The organism is Serratia sp. CY56464 (genome assembly GCF_052168435.1).
In the GTDB taxonomy this organism is placed as follows: domain Bacteria; phylum Pseudomonadota; class Gammaproteobacteria; order Enterobacterales; family Enterobacteriaceae; genus Serratia; species Serratia marcescens.
On sequence record NZ_JBJNMV010000001.1, the window covers coordinates 2729297 to 2755832 of the forward strand.

The following is a 26536-nucleotide window of genomic DNA, read 5'->3' on the forward strand; positions in this document are numbered from 1 at the left end:
GAGACGCTTGTTCCCGATCTCGCCATCCGTTATCTATAGTTAGATCAATTCGCCGGTAACGGCCCACTCCACCTGAGGATCTTGCCTTGACGTTTTTAAAACACCCTATCGCCGGATTGGTGCTGGCCGGCTGCGGCCTGTTGTCGGCGGGCGGCGCGCTGGCCGCTTCCGATGCGCTGGTGTACTGCACCGTCGCCTCGCCGGAATCGTTCAACCCGCAGCTCTCCAGCTCCGGGCCGACCTTTATCGCCACCTCGCAGGTGCTGTACAACCGCTTGGTGACGCTGCGCGAAAGCGATAAAACCCCCGCCCCGTCGCTGGCCACCGAGTGGAGCGTCAGCCCGGACGGCAAGACCTACATCTTTACTCTGCGCCAGGGCGTGAAATTCAACAGCAACAAATACTTCACCCCAACGCGCGACTTCAACGCCGAAGATGTGGTGTTCACCGTGATGCGGCAGAAGGATCCCGCTAACCCGTATCACAAGGTCTCCGGCGGCAACTATGAATACTTCACCGACATGGGCCTGGATAAGCTGATCACCAAGGTGGAAGCGGTGGACGAGCATCACGTGCGCTTCACGCTGAGCCAGCCCAACGCCGCCTTCGTCGCCGACTGGGCGATGGATTTCGCCTCGATCCTGTCCGCCGAATACGCCGACGCGATGCTGAAAAAGGGCACGCCGGAATACGTCGACAACTGGCCGATCGGCACCGGGCCGTTTGCGCTGCAGCAGTACAAGCAGGATTCGCTGATCCGCTACACCGCCAACCCGCACTACTGGCAGGGCGAAGTGGCCAGCAAGCACCTGATCTTCTCGATTACGCCGGATCCGCAAACCCGGCTGGCCAAGCTGAAAACCAACGAATGCCAAATCATCCCCGCGCCGCTGCCGGAACAGTTCGCCGCCATCAAGGCCGACGGCAACCTGCAGCTGCACGACATTACCGGGCTGAACGTCGGCTATCTGGCGTTCAACACCCAGAAAAAACCGTTCGACAACCTGCTGGTGCGCCAGGCGCTGAGCTACGCGGTAGACAAGAAAGCGATCGTCGCCGCGGTGTTCAAAGACAGCGGCACGCCGGCCAATTCGCTGCTGCCGCCGGGCATGCTGGGCTACAACGACAAATTGCCGGAGTACGCCTACGATCCGCAGAAGGCGCGCGAGCTGCTGAAGCAGGCAGGGCTGGAACAGGGCTTTGAAACCGACATTTGGTCGATGCCGGTACAGCGCCCTTACAACCCGAACTCGAAACGCATCGCCGAGATGATCCAGAGCGACTGGGCGAAGGTGGGCGTGAAAGCCAAGATCGTCACCTGGGAGTGGGGCCAGTATCTGGCCGGGCTGCGCAAAGGCGAGCAACAGAGCGCGCTGTACGGCTGGGTATCGGACAATGGCGATCCGGACAACTTCGCCACCCTGCTCGGCTGCGCCGGCGTGCAGAGCGGCGCCAATGTGGCGCGCTGGTGTGATAAGGATTACGACCGGCTGATCCAGCAGGCGATCCAGGAGAACCAGCCACAGACGCGCGCCAAGCTGTATCAACAGGCGCAGGTGATCTTCGCCAAACAGGCGCCGTGGCTGCCGCTGGCCACCGGCAAAGTGTTCTACGCCACCCGCAGCAACCTGAGCGGCTACGTGGTGGACGTGAACGGCAGCGACTTCGCCAAGGCCAAATTGAACTGATCTCAGGCGCCGCAGCGAGGGCTGCGGCGTAATCCGCTTCATCGCTTAATAAGCTGCCAGCCTCTGAACCTATCGTTTATTAGCTTCATAACTTGCGACGCTCACCTATCGCCAGGCGCATATCCCCCTAAACCAATAGCTTAATAAGTGAGTTGAACCTGGCGTTTTGCCTAAATTGCGCGCACGCGCTTTCCTCCGATGTAACATTTCGTTACCATCGGCGCACAGACCCTTTAACATCAAAAGGTAACCCGGTGCAGAACACCTACATGCCGTGGCAAATTCGCCTGCACTGGCTGGTGGCGATCCTGCTGGTCATCACCTGCGTCACCATCGAGCTGCGGGGCTTTGCCGAACCGGGCAGCGCCCCCTGGTACGTGCTGGTTGTCACCCACTTCAGCTGCGGCGTAACGGTGTTTGCGCTGATGATCGCCCGCCTGTTCCTGCGCTGGCGCCGCCCCTCACCCGCCATCGCGCCCAAACCACCGAAGTGGCAAACCGGCCTGGCGCACCTGACGCACACCCTGATTTACCTGCTGCTGCTGACGCTGCCGGTGCTGGGGGTGTATTCGCGCTATCTGGGCGGCAAGGAGTGGTTTCTGTTCGGCCTGCCGATGCCGTTCGCCGACGTGGCCGATCGGCCGCAGGCGCGGACGATTATCGGCTGGCACAAAACGCTGGCGTCATTCGGCTACTGGCTGATCGGCCTGCATGCCACCGCCGCGCTGTTCCACCACTATATCGTCAAGGACAATGCGCTGGTGCGCATGCTGCCGCTGATGAAAAAGCGCTGACCAGCCGGCGCCAGGGAAGAATTTTCGGGCCACGCCCGCTGACAGGGAATGATATGCAAACCCAATTTTTTAATGTGACCGTCGAACAATGCGCCTGCCAGCAGACGGCGCCCGACAACCTGGTGAGGATCATCGCCTCCGGCCAGACATTCTTTTTTTACCGTGACGACTTCAGCGACAGCGAAAATCTGCTGGCCAGGCTCGCCGCCGGCGATCGGGTGAAGATCGGCGCCCACCGCCTGCAAGACGGCAGCTACTGGCTGCACTGGCTGCTGCACGGGACAAAAGGCCGGCTGGAGCCGGACAGAACGCTGAAATACAAGCTGAAATACTTCACCCTGCTGCTGCTGGGCGCGGTGCTGGCCGGCGGTTTCCCGGCGGCCTTTTTCATCATGGACGGGGAAGATTCCTGGCTGACCATCGTCCTGTTCTTTATCGCCATCATCGCCGGCCTTATCGGCATCGGCATGGTGCTGTTCATCGGTTCGGAGCTCCTGCTGATCGGGCACCGCGGCCGCAGGCGCCTGCTCCGGGCGCTGGATCGCGTGCTGCAGGGGCAAGACGTCACGCCGCCCGGCTCGCTCAGCCTGAAAATCCCCGGCATCAAATACCGAGCCGTCCGCGCAGACGCCGCGCCAGTGCCCGCAACGCCACAAACCGAGTTCCCCCTCCCCGAGGGCGTCGAAGCCTCCGACATCGAGACGGTCAACGCCCTGAGCTACGAACTCCGCCACTATGAACTCCGGCGGCAGGTGCAGTATTTGGATACGTATGCGTGGCGCCAGAAGGAGACGCACTTTGCGTTGACGACCCGCGCGCTCAATGTCCCCAATACCAAACTGCATCCGGTATTTCGTCGGCAACATCCGCTTTTCATCGCCAAAGGCGATCCGCTGCAGGTGCTGTATTGCGAGAACGACACCGTCCCCGAGTTGCCGACGGTGCGTGGGATCATCAATCATCGCGATCGCCAAACCTATCTCATCGGCGGCAATCGCTACTTCACCGAAGCCGGCCTTAACCTGTGCGCGCGCGTTGTCTTCATTTTTGGGGCAATCGTGGCGTGTTTTGTGCTCGGCATGACGGTAGTGGATAACGCCGATACCCCGGCGGGCTTTTATCTGGATGCCTGGACCCTGAAGCGTCTCGGCAGCGAATTGCCGCCGATTATTCTGCTGCTGATGCTGATGGTCAGCGGCCTGGCGCTGTTGATCGAGGGGTTCGCCCAGATCTGCCGCCTGTACTCTTTTGACCAGCACCGCACGTTTAAAACGTTTAAATACCTGCGAAATCTGCGCCGCAGGTTATGGCGGCAGGCTCAGGTGACGGAGCTGAAATGATGACGTTAGCGCTTTATAAAAGACCCCTTATTATCCTGACGCTGTTTTTGGCCAGCGCGCTGGGCGTCTATTTGCTCGCCCCTGAGCAACGCTATGCGCAGTGGCAATGGACTCAGGGCGACCAGGCGTTGCCGACGATAGCCCGTTACGATCTCATCCACAGCTACCCGGCGCAGGACGGCGCTCTGCTGCTCACCAGCAAAAGAAGTGAAGACCGCGCATACAATAGCTTTTACGGCTGGGCGGCCAACTACCTCAGCCAGGTGCTGTTTGCCGGCCCAAAAGGGTTACAGATGCTGGGGGAACTCGACGACTTGATCCACGATGCGGTTTGCGGCGAGCAGGAGTGCGTGCTTTTTCTCTCTGAGGGCCGCAGGCTGGTTGATGTGCAACGGGGCACCATCGGGGCGCTGATCCCCTGGCCGGAGGGCGACGACAACCGGCCTTCCTTTGTCGGCGGCAAACTGGTGGCGCAACCGGGAAAACGCGCGCTGTATCTCATCAGCACCGAAGGCGTATTCTACAGCCCGGACTTCGGCGCCCATTGGCGGCAGACGCTGGAGCTGCCGGCGCTGCTGGACGCGCGGCAACTGCTGGGCTTTGAGCGCGGCGAAGAGGACTCACCGACGGCTTACGCCTCCGGTAAGCGCAAATCCATGCCCGAGATTTTTACCGCCGTTGATGGCGATCGCGTGCATTTCTGGATGAACCCGGTGCTCGGCTCCGGCGCGTTACACATCGCCGTTAACGGTAAAACCGGCGAGGTGACTGAACTGCATTGGCTGCTGGTGCGCGTCAAGGAAAGCGCGCAGGCCCCGGACGGCGGCATCTACCTGATCGCGCAAACGCTGGACAGAGGACTGTATCAGCTTCTGCGTTATCAATCCGACGGGCAGTTGAAGGTGCTGCTGGAGACCGGCGATAAATCGCTGTATCAGCTCTGGGCGGGCAACGATAAGCTGGTCGCCCAAACGGATAACGGCGATGCGCGTCTTTCGCTGATTTTCGATCTGCGCTCATCCGAAGTGCGCTACCGACAGCCGTTGGAGTACCGGTACAACGGGCGCGACGACACGCGCCAAACCGTGATCGAACCGGAAAGCCACTATGACGATGACGGGGAGACCCCGGCGCTGCCCTACTTCGTTCGCTATCGCTCCACCACGCCGTGAACATAAGGAACTTGCCATGCTGTTAGGTTATGGCGCCGGCGCCGCCGGCCTGCTGGCGCTGTTATTGGCCCTGCTGCTCGCCGGCATCCTGCTCGCCTGGTGGGGCTGGCGATACGCCGCCGCCCGCTGCGGCCGCCCGCGCCCGCCGCTTTCCTGGGGCGGCTATCTGTTGGCCTCGGCGCTGGCGATCTACCCGGTGGCGTTCGCGCTGATGCTGATCGACATTGCCCTTCAGGATCTCAAGAGCCAGCGGGCGGAAGAACGCTGGAATCGGCGCAGTTACCTGACGCTCGAGGCGGCGAAACCGTTCGGTGAAATCACCCTGCCAAAAGGCAGCTGGGTAAACCGGCAGGAGCCGCGCCAGCCCGGCACCGAAGACAGCCCCATCACGATGAACGGCGTGACCGCCGTGCGCTTTCCTCAGCCGCAGAGCGTGGCCGGCGTGCCGATCATCGCCTTCGAGGTTTTACCGCCGGTGATGGAGCTGGCAGATGCGCATACTTTCACCCGCCCAACCGGTCAAATGGCGCACTGCGAAGCCGGTTGGCTGGTCTCTTTCTCTTTACCGCCGGATAAGCCGGCCCCGCAGTGGGAGGAGTGGCAAGCCGGCCTGCCTGCGGCGGCGTTTCGGCCCAGCGACTGGATCTTTAAGGAGTGCTTCTCCGGCAGCCCAATCGCGGTGCTGACCTTGCACAACGGCGAAGTCAGGGTGTTGCCTTAAGCCTTACGCCGTGGCGTTGGGCAAGCGCACGGTCACGCGGTTGTTGGCCGTTGGCAACTGCAGCGGCGTTTCCTGCCAACTCACCGCGATAACCAATACCGGCGGGGCCGGCACGCGCGGCTCACGCCCGTCGGGCCCCACGCTGTAAGCATCCCATTCAATCACAAAAACCCCGCCGTCTTGCGGCTCGACCCGCTCGACGAAAAAGGTGGTGTCCGAACCGCGCCCGCCCGCCGGTTTATGCGCGTAAGAGAGCAGGCTGAACCACTCGCCGGCGAAGTACAGATGGTACAGACCATCGACGATATGCTCGCCGTGGAACTGGCAGCCGCCGACGCTCAAGCCGTCACCCGACGGGGATCCCGCCACGCGTTCGAGATCGCGTACGAAGCGATCGGTCGGCCGGTTATCCAGCAGCAGCTCATAAGGCGGCGTGTGCAGCAGCGCGGCAGGATCGTCCGCCTGGCGCAGATCCGCCGGCAACATCGAGCGCGCCGCCAGCATCCGGCCGTTGGGTAAGGCGATCTCCAGCCGATCCGCCGGATCCGCTACCCACTGCGGCACCCACAGACCGCGTACAAGGTGCAACGGCGTGGCCTCCACCTGCCGACACGTCGCCCGCAGCCGCGCCAGCGCCTTAGCGGAACCGGTGGCCAACGCGTCCTGCTCGCGATCGGTCAATGCCGGCAGCGCGTACATCACCCGGGCAGCAGGCTCATAGACCGTCAGCCCCTCCCCCTCGCGGCCGCGGGTCGGGATCAGGCGCAGCTTGCCGTCGTCCACGTCCTGCGGCGCGGCACAGGCGCCATGCACAATCGCCCCGTCGCGCAGCAGCAGCGTCCAAAAGCTGGGGCCGCCCATGCCCAGTTCCCCCACGCCGCCAATCTGCCGGTCGCTGTCGCCGGCGTGCGCCATTTCAATCGGCTGCGAATGCCAGTCGGTCTTGCGCCACTCTGCCGCCTCTTCGGGTTCTTGCTCGCTTTTAGCGGCGTACTTCGCCCATTGCAGCACGGCAAACAGCGCGATGCACAGCACACCCCAAACCGGGTGATCCTGCCAAATCAACACCCAACCGACGATCAAAAGCGCCCAGGCGGCCATGACGATATCCTTTTCCACGAGAAAACCGCCTGATTCTAGCGCAGGAAACGCAAGGGGTTGAAGCCTATGCCATGAATAATTAGCCGTTAAATAGAAAGATAATAATTTCAGCGTTATTTCTGTGACTATGAAGATTACATAAATAATGCTTCACTCCGTGATTTTAACGTAGAAAAGACAACTCCCTGTTTCTCAATGTAATATTTATAACCCTGTTAAAAATAGAAAAATGAAAGTGAAAAAAACCGCAATAATTTGTGCATATTCTAAACATTGACTATGTTTATACATACTCTTTATATGCAGGTAAACAGACTGAAAAACAAAAGATAAAGACTCTCAATATAATTAAACAACCCTCGCGCACCGCGTGGGTGACACGCTATTTATTATAAAAATTCCGAGGCTATTTTATCTCCACGGAACGGGTCACTTTGCGTTTTATCAGGCCAATAGGCTACACACCGCAATTAATATCATTATTAGCATTCCGGAGATCGACAATGAAAATCGTTACGGGCATTATCCTTACCTCTGTGGTCGCCTTCAGCGGCGCGGCTTACGCGGCCGATGCGCAACCTAGCACCGGCAACGCAGAAGTGACGCTGGAACACGTGCACGCCGTGATGGAAAACGGCAGCCCGGCGCCGCAGCATGACGCCGCCTGCAAAAAAGAACTTTCCATGCCGGAATCGAAATATATGGGCATGAAGGTTAAAACCGATTACACCATCAACAGCAGCAGCATGATGATGTCGGCCAAATCGATGTTCCCATCGCCGGATTCCATGAAGCCCATGGAACTGACGGTCGATCTCTCCGCGCTGGGCCTGGCGGATGTGTATGCCTTCGGCGCCTTTAAACCGGCCGCATTGCCGCAGGCCTATATTTATTTCACCATCGACAAGGATTTTAAAAATCCGGTCAGCACCTTTATGATCATTAACCAAGGCAAGCAATATAACTGCGTAATTTCCAGCTCGAATAAAATGATGAGTGAAGAAATGCGCGGCAAGATGATGAAGAAACAATAACGGAATGAAAAACGGCGCTTCCCTTAGCAGGAAGCGCCGCCAGCAAAGCCTTAAATCAGACCCGGATTATATTTCTGGTTGAACTTCTCTTCCGACTGGAACAGATAAATAATGCCTTCGATAAAGCCGACAATCGCCGGGATCCCCGTCCAGCAGAACAGCAGGTAGAACAGCCCCCACCACTTCATCCCCAGGTAAAACTTGTGAATGCCCAGCCCACCCAGGAAGATGGCCAGCAGGGCCGCCGCGAGCTTGTCTTTTCTGCTCATAGTGCACTTCTCCTTACTTCTCACCGAACCACCGGCATGTCCAAAAAACGGATGCCGCCCCGCAGAGCGCCGCATCGCAATGCTTGAGGTGAAAACATTCACCCATCAAGGCTCAACAGGGGTAATTATAACAGTGATTAATTAAACGGTTGTTTAACCGGCGAAAGGGTAAGCAGAGGGAGTATGGAGAGGAGATGGTGCGATAATAGGAACAATACCTATTCACTATTTGATTGATTAGTAATGTAAATCACCTGTTTCATCTTTGGTGATACCCCCAAAGATACCCCCAATGGATTTTTTGTCATTATGGAAATGTCATACTAAGTTGCCTAATCCCTCACATGACAGCTTAATGCCCTGAACTTACGAATAAAATGTGCTAACATTACGAAGAAATCCACAGAGTATGAGCATGCTGTAGCAGGTTGATATATAAGGGTTGTTGTTAACACTCAACACAGGCTCAGATGTTCAAAATAATGTGATCAAGTCCACATTCTTGCATTCTATGTAAATGGAGAAAACAGGAATGAAACCACACAGCAAAATTTATATATAAATTAAATCTGACTCGTTCTGTTTTATAAAGTTAAATATTACATGAGAAAGGATTATATATGAGCACAGTCAAGAAAATTGATACCATTTCATCTTACTTCAAAATTCCCCCTTCAATACTTGATCAATTAGATGTTGTTGATGTTCTGTTAGAATCAGATACATTGCTTTTTATTGACCCAATGCTACTCCCTGAAAGTAAACATTCAGAAATGAAAGATGATGCAGATCAAAAATACATCGACACTTTCACAAAAATAATAAAGCTGCTTAGTGCATGCAAAATAGATAATGACAGTGATATTGCATGGAGAACTGCAAAAAAATTATTTTCATTTTCCGAAATAGGCTGGACATGTCTGGGTTATGGCTCATCAGCCAAAGGCTCAGGATTTGGACCTCAGCTTGTTAATAATACGATGAAAACTGCTCATCAAATTGTAAGTATGGATATTGATGATCCTGATTTATTCATGGTTATGTCATTATTTGAAGAAGGCATTGGGGCTGACCGAATTAGTGACATGACCACCAATATAATATTTGATGCCTTAGTTAAATTTTCAGAAAGAGTAAACATAACACTTAAGATCCCAACAAAAGAATTCACTTTTAAAGGGAATAAATACAACACCCCCCACAATCCATTAACAAATAAGCCACTAATATTAGTTCCTAAAGATATTGTCCGCGACTTACCAATTTCTACAGATTGGAGTGGTGCTGTCCACACAATGAAGGAGAACACTGACTTAAGAGACAGAATCAATACAAATATTGGTAATCTCCTCGCATCTATGACCAAAAATCAAAAAGAGGAAGCCAAACGTCGAGCTTTAGAGAAAAAAGAATATTTTGAGGATTTGCTAACATTAATAAAAGAAGTAGAAAAAGAGCCCTACGATTTCAAAGCGGATAGAAACGGTGAATTATTCTGGTTAAGATTGGCATCTTCAATAGACAAGAAATATCCGTTTAATCTGTCAGGATATAATAAAAAACTAACTTTGGATGATGTTGAACATCTTGTAAGCGACATTTTAAATCAATTCAAGGATCTCATTGAAAACAAAGGGTTATGGAAAGAAATGTGGGCTGATGATAAAAAGCCACGTAAAGAAAAAGCTGCACAACGTTTGCTATTTGCTGTTGCATATTCATATTGTAAAGCAAACAACTTAGATATAAGTCCTGAAGCCGACTCAGGAAATGGCCCCGTTGACTTTAAGCTTTCACAAGGCTTTGAACAAAAAGTATTAGTGGAAGTAAAACTCTCGTCTAATGGAAAGTTATTGCACGGATATGAAAAACAGCTTGAAATTTATAAAAAAGGGGATGACACTGAACGTGCATTTTTCGTAATAGTTGATATTGGCTATATCGGAGACAAATATCAAAAAGTTCAGCAAGCCAGAATTGCTGCCGAAAAAGAAGGAAAGAAAGTTTCAAAAATTATTCACATCGATGCTCAACAAAAAGACTCCGCCAGCAAACGCATTTAAATTTACTCAATGCTGGCTAAATTGAACATACGAAAACCTGAGTCAGGTCACCGCATAAAAATAGTATCTGCGAGCAGTTCCACCGAACGATATTGCAGGAGTTTTATCAGGTGACCTTCCGCAAAAATTGTACGGAGATCTCGGCACATTACAGTCGGATTTTGATGAATGGCTGGCTCACTATAATAATGAAAGCACCCATCAGGTAAAAATGTGCTGTAGGCGAACGCCAATGGAAACGTTACTTGATGGGACACTCATCTGAGTCAAGAAAAATTTAACCCAGATGTAATCTGACAGATTCCTGTATAAATAACCAGCAACTGTCAGATTAGGCCTGAGCTAATACACGCACATTGGTTTTGACCAGATTGGACACTCCAAATTTGACAGTCAGGGCTGTCCTTATCCATTGCTTCATCTCAGGTATCGAAAGCATACCGAAAATTGACTACCGCGCCCTCTGGGGCTTGCTCAACAGTTCACCGACCTAAAAGCGAGTTTTAGGCCGGTTCACCGTTCGGACGTGAGAAACATGATTAGGACTTGGATTTATTTAAAACACTTTCGATATAGGCTTGGCCTTGTGCTTTGTGCTTTGTGCTTTGTAGGTATCAACATCACTCTCATGAATATTGGGCATATTAAGCAAAACCCCAAAGACTAATTCTTTATCTACATAACTAATATCACATTCTAAGACTTTGGCAACCTCTGTACCGAAAATAATTTTCTTACGTGTGTTTTCTTTTTTTGTTGTTTCTTTTTAGCTTCCAAGAAGTATAGACGTTCCTGTGCTGAAGCAATTTGTTGTTTGATTGTTTTTGTTGTCATTTATCTTCTCCCCAATGTTTTCTCTTGTTGGCATACGGGACATCAGCATAATCATAATCTTGTCCAATTTTTTTCTTGATTGATTTTATTTTTATCTTGAACTGTTGTTTAATCTGTCGCTGTTTTGCTTGTTCCCGTATATTAATTACTATTTTTTCGGCTTCTAAATAGGTTTATTCTGTATCGGTATAGATACCATCATCAAGAAGTCGCTTGGCTTCCCAATCAATGGCTTCATCGTTATTTTTATACATTAAACCCCCTAATACTTTTAATGTATAATTCAATTAAAATAATTATCAATACAAAAGGGAATTAATTTTCTAAGAAATAAACCTAGTTAAAAACCCGTAAACGTAATAGCCCCCAAGAGGGGCTAGAGTCATGTTAGCATCGGTTCAAATTATCGTTCTTTGCTGAGCATTATTTATGTTTTTCGATTCCTTTAGTATTAATTAGATGCTTACTCATCTTATAATGATATGGAATCATGACAGCATAAGAAAATATTTCCTCATCCGTTATAAACTTCCTGCCTTTATTTTCATCAAGATACTTAACAAAATAAGAGTATACCTCTTTATCGTATACATTTAATTCCCTAGCTCGATCATGAATTTCTATTAAGCCATGAGAATATTCAATAACATTGAACTCTTTATTTTTACCTTGTGCAATAGAAATTAAATATGCAGAAATTATTTTATCCATTATCAAATTCAACTTACTCAAAACAGCCTCACTATGTGCTGTTTCTAATTTCTCGTTTATAGATGCCAACTCAGAGTTTTTAGATTCAATTTCTAATGATAAATTACCCGCCCTCTCATTTAGATCTTTGATTTTTTCTGTTTGAACGTGCAAATCATTTTTTATTTTTGCAGTTTCCTTGCCCAGTCTTTCATTGTCAGTTTGAATATTTACTTTCTCTTTCCTTAAATCTTGCAATTCCGACTCTTTTTGAAATACAGGGTGTATTGTGTGAAAATAGATCCAGATACCAAAAATAAAACTAACAACAGTAATTATTTTTGTAATTACGTCTAAAACACCATCATCTCGTTTAAAGAAATTCACTTTAAAATCACCTTACATTAATATTATTCAAAGTAAATACAACAACACTCCAGAACAGCCATTACTAATTTTTTGTCTAATACTCGCTGCGTTACTTATTTTTATTTATTAGTTTTTTATTTCACCTGTCGCGTCTCCATCCTAAGTTTACATCGTAACCAGAGAGTTGTGCAACAGAGAAAAATACCGATAAATGCTACTATGCCTCTGTTTTAACTTACTCCACCTTACGGCGGGGTAAGTTAAAACCACCATTGTCATTCGGACATTACATAAAACCCATCTATGTAATATTGCGGAATACTTCGCCCTTTCATCAAGATTGCGCCGCTTAATTCGGCATTTTGTTTTACAGGCATTCATATATTTCGTATTAATTAAGTAGAGGGTTTTACATTGTTAGAAAAAACAATGCCCACTTATACACTCACTTCGTGAGCGTGTGGGGTCTACCGACGGTTGCCTGCCGCAGGCTAAAATAAAAACCAAGGTCAATACATAGAGTTTTTCTTGCGAAAAACTAACAGCAACATAGCGATATTTGAGGGTATTTTTTAAATGACGATTTTTCATCTGGAGTTTAAAATTGTGAAACTTTCTGAAGGCATGTCTTCCTGTAGGAAGGCTGCCTACCATGCGCGTTGCAGAATAACAGATTATCGTACTGGCAATACCTACGATTTCAGCCACAAAACAGATTTATTCCATCATCAGATATTAGCACCAGTTTCCGCACCTGCTCATATTATCGAAAACCCAACCACTTTGTGGAATGAAGTTGAAAGGGTTGAGCGTCAGAAAGATGGTCAAACAGCTCGTTATTTTTATGTAGCTATTCCCTGTGAACTTAGCAATGAAGACAAGATAAAATTGGTTGTTGAATACTGCCAGGCAAATTTCGTTGATAAGGGCATGATTGCCGATATCGCATTTCACGATCTTGATGGTAATAATCCCCATGCGCATGTGATATTGGCATTAAAACCGATAACCGCTGATGGCTTCGGTAAAAAAGAAAAAAGCTGGAACGACAAGAAAAACGTAGATTGCCAATCGCTATCTTACTGTTGCTGGCAGCAATGAGCGTATTGATCACAGCTCTATTCATACCCAATACAATGAAGCACTCGAAAACGCCACGATCACCTTAGACGTTGAGGAAAAAGCGTTATGGCTTGCCAAGGCTACGTTAACCTGCCGACCAGCTATGCAGCGTGTTCATCGTGCTAAGTGGAACAGCGGAAGCGCTAAGAAGCAGCGTGCAGCGGAACAGGCTGTTCGTGATGAAATGAAACAGGAAGCTGTAGCCACATATCATACCTTTAAAGATTTAGATCTGCAGATTGTGGTAGACCTCAACAGTTTCACGGTAACTGAACTGTCTGAGCCAGTAGAAATTATCTTAACCGATACAGGCTCACAATCAGTATCATCTACTGGCCAAAAGTCTGTTCTGGTTGCCCCTAATCCTCATTCACGCACTAAATTGAAAACTACTTCCTCTCAACACTCGGTGCAATTAAACGCGCTCCTGTTAAATCTAAGAGAAAGCAGGTTAAACCACAGAAGGAAAGTCTTTTTAAACGCTTTACCTTACTGGTAGTGACATTCTTTAAGGGAAATTTTGTCTGGGTCAAGGAGAAACCAGTACCTGTTTCCGTTGATGGCGAACATGATAAACGTATTGTCGAAAACTATGTCTTTGACGAAGTTCAGGGGGTCTATGTTTCACGTTCTGAACATAAAAAACGACTCAGGTTTAACAGTGATACTTACAGACCAACCAAGTATGAGATTAGACGCTTCCCGAATCCTCCTAAAGAAGAGCAGCACATGGTCGATAATGATCTAGACCATACACCTGCTCCACCACCAGTATTAGAAAGAAGCAGGAATCATTCATCATTGAAGCCATCGGAGTTAAACAAAATAAAATTCAACATTTAAAAAATCACAATTAAGATTGTATTTAATAATAAAAAATATTGCCAACAAAATTTATGACCATTATAGATAATTATCACTCAAATTCTTAACTTTGTATAAATAACAGTTTACCAGTAATCAACTTGATTTTTTTGACATGATAATTATAATTACCTTGCAAAAAAACAATACCCAACTAGAATTACTACAGAGGCACTTATGATTATCGAAAGTGATTTAAGAGACTTAATATATAATAAAATAGAAATCATTAGTCATGATCTAACAGTGATTGAAAAAGAAAAATACATACCAAATACGATTGGCACGAGAGGATTTATTGACATATACGCAAAAGATAAAAATAACAATCACGTAATAATCGAACTAAAAAGAAGCAATCAAACTGCCAGACAAGCTTTACACGAAGTAATAAAATACGCAGAAGGAATAAAGTCACACTTCGGAGCAACTGATGGTGAAATAAGAATAATCATTGCATCTACTGAATGGAATGAATTATTAGTCCCATTCTCACACCTAGTCCATAAGAGTCCATTTTCTTTACAAGGAGTAAAAATCAACCTTGATGGTAAAAATATAACCACGGAAAGCATTGAACCACTAAGTTATAACAAAGGGAGATTTATATCGCCATACTATACTGTCTATTGGTATAAGGACAAAATTAGTTTAAATAAAGGAATCTCATCGATAAAAAAAATATTCGAAAAATCTGGGATAAACCATTTTTTACTAACTGTTTTTAACACAGAAAAACCTATACCATCTCCATCGAAAGAAAGACGGATAGCTGTACTAAAAGAAATGGCAAAATTTAGCAATATGGATTTTATTGATCATGAAACTGAATTATATTCACATATAGTATTCTTATCTATACAGGCTATTTCTTCAGAAGAACAATTAGATATAATCAAATTAACTAAATCTGAGGAAACTTATAATGATGTATTAGTATCTATCTCAGATTTAGATGAAGATGAAAAATCTGATTATTTATATGAATACACTTTAGATCTCGAAGGCACACACTATGATGATATTGAGATAGGTGGGACAGCAAAATTTTCATTATATTTCAATACGCAATATATTTTATTTGAAAAAATAATCAGAGAAGGTTTTTTTTCTTTAAATAAAAACCTAACAGATGAAACCATTTTAAATGAGTTGAAAGGAAACAAGGGGAATTCATATCATAAGTTAAAATGTGAGATTAGCATTAGTGATACAAAACAATTAAGCATTTTAAAAGAAGATATTCAATCATTACTCGAGACTAATCAGGCATGGCAGAATCAAATACTGCAAATAATTAATGAGTTAGAAAAAAACCACCCTGACTCATTCATTCAAATTGATATTCACCATCCTCGTACAGCATTATTTTCAATTTATTACACCATTAAACATGGTATTGAGGATGGCATTTACCTTCCATATTATTTATTGTCATTGAAAGATCGAGACAATAATAATATAAAAAACTTTTATGGATGTTTACAAAATACAAGCGAGAGCTTTTCATTCGATGAATTAATAGAGAAATACTATGATGGCAATATATCCAGTCTAATTTTCACGATGACATGGGGAGGGTCAGATGAACGAGACGAAGAAATTTTAGATGATGCTGGCTTATGCTATATGAGTTTTTTCCATGATATTGTTAATGATAAAAAATACTCTCTAATTAATAACAAGTGGAGAAGTGAGAATATTAAGAGCATTCTTGATAACTTCCTTGAATTTACAGAAAGAAATCATGATTTAGTAAATAATTTGATAAGTGAGATATCATTTTTTGATCAGGGTAATATCTTCTCAGCTCCAGATATTGATACGCACATAATAATTGAAAGGTCTGAAGTTGAAGCCGGAGATTTATCAAAAATTCATGATTTCATGACTTTTGCAACATCATCATTTTCTGCAATGCGTTATTTTCAAGGAAAAGTAGATATATCCATCAATGGATATGATAATGATAATGAGTTATTTATGATTGATGAGGTTAAGGATTTTTTGAGAAAGGTCAATACCGAAATAAGCTATTTGTTTTTCTTTCTCAATCCCAATTCCCCTATCAATATTTTGAAAATACTATACTTGTGTTTTGTAAAAATAGAAAATCCCATCATTCATTCAAATGGGATAATGGAAATCAATATAACACCCCATGAAGAAGATATTTTTTTTCACACCCAATTTGCTGGATTGAATGAACTTACAGAGCTTTGCAATATGGATCTTGATAAAAACAAAGAAATAACATCTTCAATAATGGAAAGCATAGGAATAAAAACTGATTTATAGTTTATTATCGGGTCATAATTTCAATGCGAAATATGGCCTATTTTTCAGAATTACATACTACATTCTTCGCCTAAAAAACATTATAATGAAAGAGAACCGTGCCAGTAATAAACCTAGCGACAGCGGCTATAGGTAGGCCGACTGTAGCTCTGGCAATAAATGATATACCAATAAAGGCTTACAAACAAAAAATGGTAGCTCCCCTGTCTTCCATCTTTTTAAACACGTTTAGCAGTTCCAACGGCTTGATGTCTGCAACAGGACGTTGACCAATGAACGGGATGACGTCTTTGTTGAACACTTCAGGAATGTCAGAGGCATAACCCGCTGAGCATTTCTTCACTTTCATGCTGTGCCATTCGAGCGCAATTTGCTGAAAAGTGTTTTTTACTTCTTTGATGTGGGCTTGTTTGCTTTCTTGCTTAAACGCACTCGGATCAACGCCATTAACCAGCAGCTTTTTAGCCTCATCTCTTTTGCTTCTGGCATCGGCTAAGGTAATGGTCGGGTAGACGCCAAACACCACACGTTTTTCTTTACCTGCGATGCGGTATTTCATGCGCCAGCTTTTAGTGCCGTTCGAGAACACCTCCAGATACATGCCCCCACCATCCGCTAACTTGTAGGGTTTATCTTTTGGCTTGGCAGTCTCTACCTATCTGGCATTGAGCTTCATTTGGGGGCATCTCCTCTAGACCGAACACGATATGCCCCCACCGATACCCCCAACTCACCGTAGATTTCTGTGAACGTGAGTAGACGAGCAGAGACAATAAGGGCCGTGAAACCGCGTATTATAAGGGTTTAAAGGGTGTTTAAGTAGACTTAGGGAGACGTTAAAATAGGTAGGATGGTGCCGATAATAGGAGTCGAACCTACGACCTTCGCATTACGAATGCGCTGCTCTACCAACTGAGCTATATCGGCATCGAGTCGGGCCTGCGGGGCAAGCCGGAAGTGCGTTGAACAAGGTAGACCTGCGCGCGAAATGAGTCAATAGCCCGCCGGGGCGTTTGGTTGTTTTGCAAGCAACCAGACTGTCGTGCAGTCCCCCTTTTCCAAAAACAATCAGGGCGCAGCATGCTGCGCCCTGACCTCTTTATTACCGCAATCCGGCCTTAGCTGCGCACCAGATCGTCGCCGTAGCCAATCCACTTGTAGGTGGTCAGCGCGTCCAGGCCCATCGGGCCGCGGGCGTGCAGTTTCTGGGTGCTCACCGCCACTTCCGCGCCCAGGCCGAACTGGCCGCCGTCGGTGAAGCGAGTGCTGGCGTTAACGTACACCGCCGAGGAGTCCACCGCGCGCACGAAGTGCTCGGCGCTGCTGAGCGAGCGGGTGAGGATCGCGTCGGAGTGGTTGGTGCCGTGGGTGCGGATGTGGTCGATGGCCTGATCGATATCGTCCACCAGCAGCACGTTCAGATCCAGCGACAGCCATTCGTCGTCGTAATCCTCCGCATTCACCGGCACCACCGTCGCCGGGCCGCCCTGCAGCAGCGGCAGCGCGTTTTCCGCCGCGTGCAGCGTCACGCCCGCCGCCGCCATTTTGGCGCTCAGCGCCGGCAGGAACTCGGCGGCGATGCTGCGGTTCACCAGCAGCGTCTCCAGCGAGTTACAGGCGCTCGGGCGCTGGATCTTGGCGTTTTCAATCACCGTCAGCGCCTTGTCGAAATCGACATCGGCATCCACGTAGGTGTGGCACACGCCGATGCCGCCGGTGATCACCGGAATGGTCGATTGCTCGCGGCACAGCTTGTGCAGGCCGGCGCCGCCACGTGGGATCAGCATGTCGACATAGCGATCCAGGCGCAGCAGTTCGTTCACCAGCGCGCGATCCGGGCTGTCGATCGCCTGCACCGCCGCCGCCGGCAGGCCGCACTGTTCCAGCGCCTGCTGGATCACTTTCACCGTCGCCTGGTTGGTGTTGTGTGTCTCTTTCCCGCCGCGCAGGATCACCGCGTTGCCGGTCTTCAGGCACAGGCTGGCGACGTCGATGGTGACGTTCGGCCGCGCCTCGTAAATCACGCCGATCACGCCGAGAGGCACCCGGCGGCGCTCCAGCTTCAGCCCGCTGTCCAGCAGGTTGCCGTCCAGCACGTGGCCGACCGGATCGTTCAGGCGGCACACCTGGCGCACGTCGTTGGCGATCGCCGCCAACCGCGCCGGGGTCAGCAGCAGGCGATCGAGCAGCGCTTCGCTCATGCCGGTGGCGCGCGCCTGCGCCATGTCTTGTTCGTTCGCCAGCAGGATCGCTTCACTGTTGGCTTCCAGCATGTCGGCCATCACCGACAGCACCTGATTCTTCTTCGCCGTGCTCAGCACCGCCAGCTGCCAGGAGGCCTGCTTGGCGGCCTTCCCCATCTGCTCCAGCATGCTCACTCCTTAACTGACAATCATATCGTCGCGGTGCACTGCCACCGGACCGTATTCGTAACCGAGGATCTCGCTGATTTCCTGCGAGTGGTGCCCGGCGATCATGCGCATCGCATCGCTGTTATAGCGGCTGACGCCGTGCGCCAGATCGCGCCCCGCCAGGTTGCGGATGCGGATCACTTCGCCGCGCGAGAAATCGCCCTTCACTTCGCGGATGCCCTTCGGCAACAGCGAGCTGCCGCGCGCCATCATCGCTTCCACCGCGCCGTCGTCGACGGTGATCTCACCGGCCGGCGGCGCGCCGAAGATCCAGCGCTTGCGATTTTCCAGCGGGGTTTCCAGCGCGTGGAAACGGGTGCCCACCGGTTTGCCTTCGATCACGTCCGCCACCACGCCCGGCTTGCTGCCCGCGGCGATCACCACGTCGATGCCGGCGCGGCAGGCCACGTCGGCCGCCTGCAGCTTGGTGCCCATGCCGCCGGTGCCCAGGCCGGAGACGCTGTCGCCGGCGATAGCGCGCAGCGCGTCGTCGATGCCGTGCACTTCACGGATCAGTTCGGCCTGCGGGTTGTTGCGCGGATCCGCGGTGTAGAGGCCCTGCTGATCGGTCAGCAGCAGCAGTTTGTCGGCCCCGGCCAGAATGGCCGCCAGCGCCGACAGGTTATCGTTGTCGCCCACCTTGATTTCGGCGGTGGCGACGGCGTCGTTCTCATTGATTACCGGCACGATGCGGTTGTCCAGCAGCGCCGTCATGGTGTCGCGCGCGTTGAGGAAGCGCTCGCGGTCTTCCAGATCGGCGCGCGTCAGCAGCATCTGCCCGACGTGGATGCCGTAAATGGAGAACAGCTGTTCCCACAGCTGGATCAGCCGGCTCTGCCCCACCGCCGCCAGCAGCTGCTTGGAGGCGATGGTGGCGGGCAGCTCGGGGTAGCCCAGGTGTTCGCGCCCGGCGGCGATGGCGCCGGAGGTGACGATGACGATGCGGTGGCCCGCGGCGTGTTGCTGCGCGCACTGGCGCACCAATTCGACGATGTGGGCGCGGTTCAGACGCAGCGATCCGCCGGTCAACACGCTGGTGCCCAATTTCACAACCAATGTCTGGCTGCCGTTCATAGTATTTCTGCCGTGTAATATACCCGTCATCTTTCAAGCTGCAGCGTTGTTGGCTGCACGCACTCACCCCAGTCACTTACCTCAGTAAGCTCCTGGGGATTCCTGCGCTTGCGCCTAGCCGCAACTCGAAAGCTATAGGGTATGATGAGAATAAGGGTGCAAAGGTCTTTGTAACAGGAGAGACGCGTTATGCCAACAGGCACAACGCGAAATCAGCACAATACGTGGTCAAACGGGGTCAGGCGGAGAGTTTGATCAGTTTTTCTTTGAAATCGTCGGCGGGTTCCAGCCCCAGCTCCATGGTCGCCAGCAGTTCGCCGAGGCGGCGATGGAAGTCGCGCAGGGTGTCTTCCAGCTTGGCACTCACTTCATCATCCTTAATGTTTTGCGCCGTCCAGTCGCCTTCCTTGTCGAACAGGCCGAATTGGTACGAATAGGTGAAGCGCGCCTCTTCCGCCTGCAGCTCCATCCACCAGCCCCAGAACTCACGCTTCTCCGGAGCGGGCTTTACATTGACGCAGACGGCCAAACAATCAAAGAAAAAACGGTCGTTTTCACATTGCCCTTCACGCAGGTACGGCCCCAAGCTGGCAAAACGTTTCATTAGTCGGCTTTTAGGGTGACCACTCGGTAACGTCATTCTCTAACCTCCTCAATGTAGACCACTCTTTTTAACAAACTGTTAAAATTTAGCAACTAATTAACGCATTTTGTCCCTCAGCCAACCGGACATCTGCAGCAACGCCCGGTGGAAGCTGTCGTAAACCGGGGTGCGCGGGATGGCGACCAGCTTGCCGCTCACCGAGGAAGTGACGATCAGCTGCGACTCTTCTTTCGGGCTAAGCGTATCGCGCTCCCAGTAGCCGGAGATCATCGGCGTCGGGCAACGGCGCCCCAGCAACCCCTGCATTTTCAGCGAGTAGCTGTTCAACTCCACTTTCAGCACGTTGTCGGAGGCATTGGCCATGCCCATGCGGCTGGCCAGCACGTCCATATACATGTCCGGCACGTTCAGCTGGGTGCTGCTGTCGCACAGCAGGCGATGCACCACCGGCCCCAGGCAGGCCACGCCGCGCAGCCGCTGCGGCTCCAGATAGGCCAGCCGCACCGCCACGTTGGCGCCGAAGCGGAAGCCGAAGGCGCTCACCCGCTGATGATCCACCCACGGCACCGAGGCCAGCTGGATCAACACTTGTTGGTGCAGGTAGCTGGAGTCCTGCGTCAGCTTCCATTTGCAGGAGGAACCTATCGACGGCATGTCGAGCGTCAGCATGGCGATGCCGTGCGGCGCCAGGTAGTCGCGGAACAGGCGATGATAGTCAGTCTGCAGCGTATCGAGACTGCCGCACATCAGCACCGTCGGGAACGGCGCTTCGCCCTTCTCGGGCATGTGCAGGAAACCGGTGACGCAACCGCCGCCTTCGATGCGGAACTCCAGCTCTTTCAACTGATACGGCAACAGCAGCGCCGCCTCTTCATAAGCGCGGTTGGCGAGCATCTCCGCCTGTTCAGCCAACTCGTCGCCCTTCAGATGCGGGTAGCCGGCGATGCTGTACAGGCTCGCGGCCTTCAGCCAGTACTCGCCGCCGAGCAGCGGATCCTGCTGCTCCGTCGCCCGCTGCTGCCACTGCATGCCCTGATGGCTCCACTCGTAGATCCAGTTGCCGTTGCGGTAGCCCACCACGGTATCCAGCCGCTGCGGATTGCTGCGCTCGGCGTCCGAGGCGGCGATGCGCGCCAGCACTTCGTGGATTTCGATCGGGCTGACGCCGCGCCAGGCCCACAGCAGCGGATTCAGCATGCGGTACCAGCTGCCGGTGGTGTCGCCTTCCAACGCGGAATGCATGGCGGCGCTCACTTTGTTGCGCGCGCGCAGCACCAGCGTCGAGGTTTCAGGGTGTTTGAATTTGGGCTTGAAAAGAATTTCAGAAAGGTTGGCCTGTGCCATGGTAACAACAGCCTCCGTAAATCTGGCGATAGGCCGCAACAGGCCTACTTAACTGGAGGTAGTGTACCTAACTCTGGCGGGATAAACCAAGATAACGCAAACGCCCGGCATAACCGGGCGTCAGGCGGCTGACAAAGGAGGAAAAAGCGTGGTTTTTCCTCCTTTGTGGTCAACGGCCGAAAATCAATAAATTGATTTTCCTTATTTTTTATATCTTGCCTTCGGTAAGCCTGACAACGCCATCACGTTTATCATTAAACAAACGCCCGGCATAACCGGGCGTTGACTTGGAACTGGCTGGGCTTAGCGACCGCCGATAGGGGGAACGAAGCTGACACCCATGTCCCACGGCTGCTCAATCCAGGTGTCCTGCGGGATGTCGATCACGTAGTCGTCCACCAGCGGACGGCCCGCCGGCTTGGCGAAGATGGTGACGAAATGCGCTTTCGGGTACATGTCGCGAATCGCTTTTGCGGTGCCGCCGGTATCCACCAGATCGTCCACCACGATGAAGCCTTCACCGTCGCCTTCGGCGCGCTTGAGCACTTTCATTTCGCGCTGGTTGTCATGGTCATAGCTGGAAATGCAGACGGTATCCACATAGCGGATGCCCAGCTCGCGCGCCAGCAGGCCCGCCGGCACCAGGCCGCCGCGGCTGACGGCAATGATGCCGGTCCATTTGTCGGCAGGCAGCAGGCGGTGCGCCAGCTTGCGTGCATGTATTTGCAGCATATCCCAGGTAACAACGTATTTTTCGCTCATAGAATCGTGTCCCAGCCGGTTGGTGAAGCGGCTTACTTTATAGTTCAGGGGAAAAAAGGTTGCGCGAGATTATAGAGACTGGCCGCGTTGAATTCCAGCTGTACCGAGGAAAACCTCGCGATTTCCGCCGGGCGGCTTTTCGGTGATTGATGCTGAAAAAGCGAGCGTTCCCGCCGCGAAGCCGTGTGATCAAGCGCTTAAACCGCACAATACGGGGGGCGCACCGCCGGAAATAAAGTGATATTCTCTGACGATCGTGCCACGACGCACAGATACCCGCTCACCTTAACCGCGCGGCACGCCCGTCCTGTCGGAGCCTGCCGTCACAGGAGACTTATAGTGTCTGAATTGTCTCAGCTTTCGCCACAGCCGCTGTGGGATATTTTCGCCAAGATCTGTTCTATCCCGCACCCTTCTTATCATGAAGAAGCGCTGGCGCAGCACATCCTCACCTGGGCCAAAGAAAAGAACCTGCACGCTGAGCGCGATCGGGTCGGCAATATCCTGCTGCGCAAGCCGGCCACCAAAGGCATGGAAAACCGCAAGCCGGTCGCGCTGCAGGCGCACCTGGACATGGTGCCGCAAAAGAATAACGACACCGTGCACGACTTCGCCAAGGATCCGATCCAGCCTTATATCGCCGGCGAGTGGGTGAAAGCGCGCGGCACCACGCTGGGCGCCGACAACGGCATCGGCATGGCCTCCGCCCTGGCGGTGCTGGCCGACGACAGCGTTGAGCACGGCCCGCTGGAAGTGCTGCTGACCATGACCGAAGAAGCCGGCATGGACGGCGCCTTCGGGCTGCAGCCGAACTGGCTGCAGGCGGACATCCTGATCAATACCGATTCCGAAGAAGAAGGCGAAATCTACATGGGTTGCGCCGGCGGCATCGACTTCATCACCACCCTGCCGCTGCAGCGCGAAGCGGTGCCGGCCGGTTACCAAACCCTGAAGCTGACCCTCAAGGGCCTGAAAGGCGGCCACTCCGGCGCCGAGATCCACGTCGGGCTGGGCAACGCCAACAAACTGCTGGCGCGCTTCCTGTTCGCCCATGCGGCGGCGCTGAACCTGCGCGTGCTGGACCTGAACGGCGGCACCCTGCGCAATGCCATCCCGCGTGAAGCCTCCGCGGTGGTAGCGGTGCCGGCGGACAAAGCCGACGCGCTGAAAGCGCTGAGCCAGGAGTTCCTGGCCGTGCTGCAGAACGAACTCTCCGCCAAAGAGAAGAACATCACCGTGCTGCTGGAGCCGGCCAACAGCGCTTCGCAGGCGCTGAGCGCCGACAGCCAGCAACGCTTCCTGGCGCTGCTGAACGGCACGCCGAACGGCGTGATCCGCATGAGCGACGCGGTCAAAGGCGTGGTGGAAACCTCGCTGAACGTCGGGGTGGTCACCACCAGCGAAAACGAAGCGGAAATCATCTGCCTGATCCGCTCCCTGATCGACAGCGGCAAAGACTACGTGGTCGAGATGCTGACCGCGCTGGGCCAGCTGGCCGGCGCCAAAGTGGCGCCGAAGGGCGGCTACCCGGGCTGGCAGCCGGACGCCGACTCGCCGGTGATGCACCTGGTGCGCGAGCTGTATCAGGATCTGTTCAACAAGACGCCGAACATCATGGTGATCCACGCCGGCCTGGAATGCGGTCTGTTCAAAAAGCCGTATCCAAACATGGACATGGTATCGATCGGGCCAACCATCACCGGCCCGCACTCGCCGGATGAGCAGGTGCATATCGAAAGCGTCGGTCTGTACTGGAAGCTGCTGACCTCGTTGCTGAAAGCGATCCCTGAACGCTCGTAATCTGCGCGCTTAACGCAAAAAGCCGGCGACTTGCCGGCTTTTTTATTCCCAAGGTAGCGCCAACTGCCGCTCCAGCTGCGGATCGAGCAGCGTCACATGCAGCCCCACCAGCCGCACGCCGCGCCCTTCTCGCCGCTCGCGCCACGCCTGCCGCGCCACCTCCAGCAAATCCTGCCGGTTCAGCACCGGGAACACGTGTTCCTGAGTGGTTTGCTGAAAATCCTGAAACTTCAGCTTCACGCCTTGCCGGGCGATGTGCAGATCCGGCTTCACCTTGCGCAGCCGCATCTCCAGCTCGGGGTAGAGTTTGTCGATAATCAGCGTTTCGCAGTCTTCCCAATCGTGAATGTCTTCCGCCAACGTGCGCTCCACCCCCACCGATTTACGCAGCCGCTCCGCCGAGATTTCGCGCCGATCGATGCCCTGACACCGCTCCCACAGCACCCGGCCGAACTTGCCGAAACGCTTGAGCAACTGCGCCAAATCGTATTGCTGCACGTCGGCGCAGGTGATGAGCCCCACCTCTTCCAGCCGCTTGGCGGTCACCTTGCCGACGCCGGGGATCTTGCTGAGCGGCAGCTGCTGCAAAAACGCCGGTACCTGCGCCGGCGTGATCACGTATTGCCCGTTCGGCTTGTTCATCTCGGAGGCGATTTTGGCGAGAAACTTGATTGGCGCGATGCCGGCCGAGGCGGTGAGGTTCAGCTCGTCGGCGATCGCCTGACGGATCTCCTGGGCGATCAGCGTCGCCGAGCCATTGCATTGCGGGCTGTCGGTCACGTCGAGATAGGCTTCATCGAGCGACAGCGGCTCGATCAACGGGGTGTAGCGGGCGAAGATTTCACGGATGTGTTGCGAAGCCTCTTTGTAGGCCGCCATGCGCCCCGGCAGCAGGGTGAGATGCGGACATAGCTTGAGCGCCATCGCCGTGGACATGGCGCTATGCACGCCGTAGCGCCGCGCCGGGTAGTTGGCGGTGCTGATCACCCCGCGCCGATCGGCGCTGCCGCCAATCGCCAGCGGGATATCGCGCAGGCTGGGATCGTCGCGCATTTCCACCGCCGCGAAGAAGCAGTCCATATCGACATGAATGATTTTACGCATCGCACCCTCCAGTAATACTGTATAAGTATACAGTCAGATACCGAAAGCTCAAGGCCGCAGGCTTCGATGAAAGCGCCGTTTCCGCCAGATATTTCCGCGTTGTTAAAAAAGCTTAATTTTTCAATAGTATGATTTCCGCCATCCCGTGCGGCTCACCATAACGATAACGACAAGGTACTCTACATGATCAGATTTTCTTATTTGCTGCTGGCTTCCGCGCTGTCGCTGAGCGCGCTGGCGGCCAGCGCTGCCGGTCACGCGCCGGCGATCGTCGCCCACCGCGGCGGCACCGCCGATGCGCCGGAGAACACCCGCATCGCCATCGAAACCGCTCTGAAAAACGGCGCCGACGCCGTTTGGATCACCCTGCAAGCATCCAAAGACGGCGTCATCGTGCTGTATCGCCCCTCAGATCTGAAGGCGCTGACCAACCGGCAGGGCCCGGTTTCTGCCTATACTGCCGCGCAGTTGGCCGAGACCGATGCCGGCTGGGCGTTCGCCAAAGGCGATGCGCATCCGTTCCGCGGCCAGGGCATCGGCATTCCGCGGCTGGATGAGGTGTTGAAGGCCTTTCCGCGCGTGACTTTCTATCTGGACATCAAATCCCCGGATGCCGATCCGGCGCAGTTTGGCCAGGCGCTGCTGGCGACGCTGGAAAGCACCGACAGCCTGAATCGCACCCGCGTCTACTCTACCGACGCCAAATACCTGCAGGCGCTGCCGCCGGCCGTCCCGCGCTTCGAAAGCCGCGACGAAACCCGCACGCTGCTGGCCAACGTCACCATGGCGCACCAGTGCGATGTCAAACCGGACAACCGGCAGCCGCGCTGGTACGGGCTGGAGCTGAAGCGCGAGGTGGAAGTGGTGGAGAAGTACACCCTCGGCGAAGGGCGGTCGAAGGCGTTTCTGACCTGGGATAAAGAGTCGATGGATTGTTTCCGCTCGCAGGGCCCGGCGCACATCATTCTGTTCGGCGTCAACACGCCGCAGGCGTATCAGCAGGCGCTGGCGCTGGGCGCCGACGGCGTGATGGTCAACTCGCCGGCCGAGGCGAAAAGTTTCCGCAAGGCGAAATAAA

At 52.2% G+C, this 26536-nt stretch carries 20 protein-coding genes, 1 tRNA gene and 4 pseudogenes; 12 read left to right on the forward strand and 13 right to left on the reverse strand.

Annotated elements, in window-relative coordinates; genetic code table 11:
* The first annotated feature begins 86 nt into the window (after window positions 1-86).
* From ACJ8KE_RS13330 to ACJ8KE_RS13350, 5 genes are all read left to right on the forward strand, one after another.
* The gene (locus ACJ8KE_RS13330) at window positions 87-1688 is read left to right on the forward strand and encodes an ABC transporter substrate-binding protein (protein WP_442517264.1); all 1602 of its coding nucleotides are present in this window, start codon (window positions 87-89) and stop codon (window positions 1686-1688) included.
* 269 nt (window positions 1689-1957) lie between these two features.
* Entirely contained in the window at window positions 1958-2482 is a 525-nt protein-coding gene (cybB, locus tag ACJ8KE_RS13335; RefSeq protein WP_079451037.1) for a cytochrome b561, read from the forward strand.
* A gap of 53 nt (window positions 2483-2535) precedes the next feature.
* Window positions 2536-3822 (forward strand): hypothetical protein, encoded by a 1287-nt coding sequence (locus tag ACJ8KE_RS13340; RefSeq protein WP_442517265.1) that lies wholly within the window; start codon window positions 2536-2538, stop codon window positions 3820-3822.
* Entirely contained in the window at window positions 3819-4994 is a 1176-nt protein-coding gene (locus ACJ8KE_RS13345; protein WP_016928945.1) for a hypothetical protein, read from the forward strand. The genes ACJ8KE_RS13340 and ACJ8KE_RS13345 overlap by 4 nt, the downstream gene beginning before the upstream one ends.
* A 16-nt stretch (window positions 4995-5010) precedes the next feature.
* Window positions 5011-5715: a hypothetical protein gene (locus ACJ8KE_RS13350; protein WP_016928946.1), complete on the forward strand. Its 705-nt coding sequence runs from the start codon at window positions 5011-5013 to the stop codon at window positions 5713-5715.
* Between the two features lie 3 nt (window positions 5716-5718).
* On the opposite strand, the gene ACJ8KE_RS13355 is transcribed toward ACJ8KE_RS13350, so the two are convergent.
* Window positions 5719-6834 carry a hypothetical protein gene (locus ACJ8KE_RS13355; RefSeq protein ID WP_442517266.1) on the reverse strand — a complete coding sequence of 372 codons (1116 nt, stop codon included), beginning with the start codon at window positions 6832-6834 and terminating at the stop codon, window positions 5719-5721.
* A 485-nt stretch (window positions 6835-7319) separates the two neighbouring features.
* Between ACJ8KE_RS13355 and ACJ8KE_RS13360 the strand changes: the two genes are divergently transcribed.
* The gene (locus tag ACJ8KE_RS13360; RefSeq protein ID WP_016928948.1) at window positions 7320-7850 is read left to right on the forward strand and encodes a hypothetical protein; all 531 of its coding nucleotides are present in this window, start codon (window positions 7320-7322) and stop codon (window positions 7848-7850) included.
* 50 nt (window positions 7851-7900) lie between these two features.
* Here the strand turns inward: ACJ8KE_RS13360 and ACJ8KE_RS13365 are convergent, their stop codons facing one another.
* On the reverse strand, window positions 7901-8119 hold the full coding sequence (locus ACJ8KE_RS13365; RefSeq protein ID WP_015376761.1) for a TM2 domain-containing protein: 219 nt from the start codon (window positions 8117-8119) through the stop codon (window positions 7901-7903).
* Between the two features lie 620 nt (window positions 8120-8739).
* Between ACJ8KE_RS13365 and ACJ8KE_RS13370 the strand changes: the two genes are divergently transcribed.
* Both ACJ8KE_RS13370 and ACJ8KE_RS13375 read left to right on the forward strand, forming a co-directional pair.
* Window positions 8740-10182 (forward strand): hypothetical protein, encoded by a 1443-nt coding sequence (locus tag ACJ8KE_RS13370; protein ID WP_442517267.1) that lies wholly within the window; start codon window positions 8740-8742, stop codon window positions 10180-10182.
* Between the two features lie 20 nt (window positions 10183-10202).
* Window positions 10203-10447, forward strand: a pseudogene (locus ACJ8KE_RS13375) (integrase core domain-containing protein); the annotation flags it as partial.
* A 291-nt stretch (window positions 10448-10738) separates the two neighbouring features.
* Here ACJ8KE_RS13375 and traD read toward each other — a convergent pair.
* The 3 genes and pseudogenes from traD to ACJ8KE_RS13390 all read right to left on the reverse strand — a co-directional run bounded on the left by traD (window position 10739) and on the right by ACJ8KE_RS13390 (window position 12093).
* A complete protein-coding gene (traD, locus tag ACJ8KE_RS13380; RefSeq protein ID WP_442517281.1) occupies window positions 10739-10912 on the reverse strand; it encodes a conjugal transfer protein TraD in 174 nt (57 codons plus the stop codon).
* A 100-nt stretch (window positions 10913-11012) separates the two neighbouring features.
* Window positions 11013-11270: pseudogene (locus tag ACJ8KE_RS13385) on the reverse strand (hypothetical protein).
* A 169-nt stretch (window positions 11271-11439) separates the two neighbouring features.
* Entirely contained in the window at window positions 11440-12093 is a 654-nt protein-coding gene (locus ACJ8KE_RS13390; protein WP_442517268.1) for a hypothetical protein, read from the reverse strand.
* 558 nt (window positions 12094-12651) lie between these two features.
* Here ACJ8KE_RS13390 and mobQ point away from each other — a divergent pair.
* Window positions 12652-14040 (forward strand): annotated as a pseudogene (gene mobQ / locus ACJ8KE_RS13395) (MobQ family relaxase).
* A 198-nt stretch (window positions 14041-14238) separates the two neighbouring features.
* A complete protein-coding gene (locus ACJ8KE_RS13400; protein WP_442517269.1) occupies window positions 14239-16359 on the forward strand; it encodes an endonuclease NucS domain-containing protein in 2121 nt (706 codons plus the stop codon).
* A 193-nt stretch (window positions 16360-16552) separates the two neighbouring features.
* Here ACJ8KE_RS13400 and ACJ8KE_RS13405 read toward each other — a convergent pair.
* The 7 genes and pseudogenes from ACJ8KE_RS13405 to gpt form a co-directional block, all read right to left on the reverse strand.
* Window positions 16553-17035, reverse strand: a pseudogene (locus ACJ8KE_RS13405) (tyrosine-type recombinase/integrase); the annotation flags it as partial.
* Between the two features lie 175 nt (window positions 17036-17210).
* A tRNA-Thr gene (locus ACJ8KE_RS13410) sits at window positions 17211-17286 on the reverse strand.
* Between the two features lie 191 nt (window positions 17287-17477).
* Window positions 17478-18731 (reverse strand): glutamate-5-semialdehyde dehydrogenase, encoded by a 1254-nt coding sequence (proA, locus tag ACJ8KE_RS13415; RefSeq protein WP_016928977.1) that lies wholly within the window; start codon window positions 18729-18731, stop codon window positions 17478-17480.
* A gap of 9 nt (window positions 18732-18740) precedes the next feature.
* On the reverse strand, window positions 18741-19844 hold the full coding sequence (gene proB / locus ACJ8KE_RS13420) for a glutamate 5-kinase (protein WP_015376738.1): 1104 nt from the start codon (window positions 19842-19844) through the stop codon (window positions 18741-18743).
* 238 nt (window positions 19845-20082) lie between these two features.
* Complete coding sequence (gene crl / locus ACJ8KE_RS13425) at window positions 20083-20484, reverse strand: sigma factor-binding protein Crl (RefSeq protein ID WP_033641981.1); 402 nt, start codon at window positions 20482-20484, stop codon at window positions 20083-20085.
* Between the two features lie 60 nt (window positions 20485-20544).
* Window positions 20545-21792, reverse strand: coding sequence for an esterase FrsA (gene frsA / locus ACJ8KE_RS13430; RefSeq protein WP_442517270.1), 1248 nt, complete (start codon window positions 21790-21792; stop codon window positions 20545-20547).
* Between the two features lie 303 nt (window positions 21793-22095).
* Window positions 22096-22554: a xanthine phosphoribosyltransferase gene (gene gpt, locus ACJ8KE_RS13435; protein WP_004930253.1), complete on the reverse strand. Its 459-nt coding sequence runs from the start codon at window positions 22552-22554 to the stop codon at window positions 22096-22098.
* Between the two features lie 339 nt (window positions 22555-22893).
* Here gpt and pepD point away from each other — a divergent pair, with 339 nt between their 5' ends.
* Window positions 22894-24354 carry a beta-Ala-His dipeptidase gene (gene pepD, locus ACJ8KE_RS13440; RefSeq protein WP_274985227.1) on the forward strand — a complete coding sequence of 487 codons (1461 nt, stop codon included), beginning with the start codon at window positions 22894-22896 and terminating at the stop codon, window positions 24352-24354.
* A 42-nt stretch (window positions 24355-24396) separates the two neighbouring features.
* On the opposite strand, the gene dinB is transcribed toward pepD, so the two are convergent.
* Window positions 24397-25458, reverse strand: coding sequence for a DNA polymerase IV (dinB, locus tag ACJ8KE_RS13445; RefSeq protein ID WP_016928981.1), 1062 nt, complete (start codon window positions 25456-25458; stop codon window positions 24397-24399).
* A gap of 183 nt (window positions 25459-25641) precedes the next feature.
* Between dinB and ACJ8KE_RS13450 the strand changes: the two genes are divergently transcribed.
* Window positions 25642-26535: a glycerophosphodiester phosphodiesterase family protein gene (locus ACJ8KE_RS13450; RefSeq protein ID WP_079450826.1), complete on the forward strand. Its 894-nt coding sequence runs from the start codon at window positions 25642-25644 to the stop codon at window positions 26533-26535.
* The last annotated feature ends 1 nt before the right edge of the window (window position 26536 follow it).

Coding starts and splice junctions, on each gene's coding strand:
- ACJ8KE_RS13365 (WP_015376761.1), bottom strand. CDS start 8,119: ATGAGCAGAAAAGACAAGCTCGCGGCGGCCCTGCTGGCCATCTTCCTG.
- ACJ8KE_RS13360 (WP_016928948.1), top strand. CDS start 7,320: ATGAAAATCGTTACGGGCATTATCCTTACCTCTGTGGTCGCCTTCAGC.
- ACJ8KE_RS13370 (WP_442517267.1), top strand. CDS start 8,740: ATGAGCACAGTCAAGAAAATTGATACCATTTCATCTTACTTCAAAATT.
- ACJ8KE_RS13345 (WP_016928945.1), top strand. CDS start 3,819: ATGATGACGTTAGCGCTTTATAAAAGACCCCTTATTATCCTGACGCTG.
- ACJ8KE_RS13350 (WP_016928946.1), top strand. CDS start 5,011: ATGCTGTTAGGTTATGGCGCCGGCGCCGCCGGCCTGCTGGCGCTGTTA.
- crl (WP_033641981.1), bottom strand. CDS start 20,484: ATGACGTTACCGAGTGGTCACCCTAAAAGCCGACTAATGAAACGTTTT.
- proA (WP_016928977.1), bottom strand. CDS start 18,731: ATGCTGGAGCAGATGGGGAAGGCCGCCAAGCAGGCCTCCTGGCAGCTG.
- frsA (WP_442517270.1), bottom strand. CDS start 21,792: ATGGCACAGGCCAACCTTTCTGAAATTCTTTTCAAGCCCAAATTCAAA.
- ACJ8KE_RS13400 (WP_442517269.1), top strand. CDS start 14,239: ATGATTATCGAAAGTGATTTAAGAGACTTAATATATAATAAAATAGAA.
- cybB (WP_079451037.1), top strand. CDS start 1,958: ATGCCGTGGCAAATTCGCCTGCACTGGCTGGTGGCGATCCTGCTGGTC.
- ACJ8KE_RS13450 (WP_079450826.1), top strand. CDS start 25,642: ATGATCAGATTTTCTTATTTGCTGCTGGCTTCCGCGCTGTCGCTGAGC.
- ACJ8KE_RS13340 (WP_442517265.1), top strand. CDS start 2,536: ATGCAAACCCAATTTTTTAATGTGACCGTCGAACAATGCGCCTGCCAG.
- proB (WP_015376738.1), bottom strand. CDS start 19,844: ATGAACGGCAGCCAGACATTGGTTGTGAAATTGGGCACCAGCGTGTTG.
- gpt (WP_004930253.1), bottom strand. CDS start 22,554: ATGAGCGAAAAATACGTTGTTACCTGGGATATGCTGCAAATACATGCA.
- dinB (WP_016928981.1), bottom strand. CDS start 25,458: ATGCGTAAAATCATTCATGTCGATATGGACTGCTTCTTCGCGGCGGTG.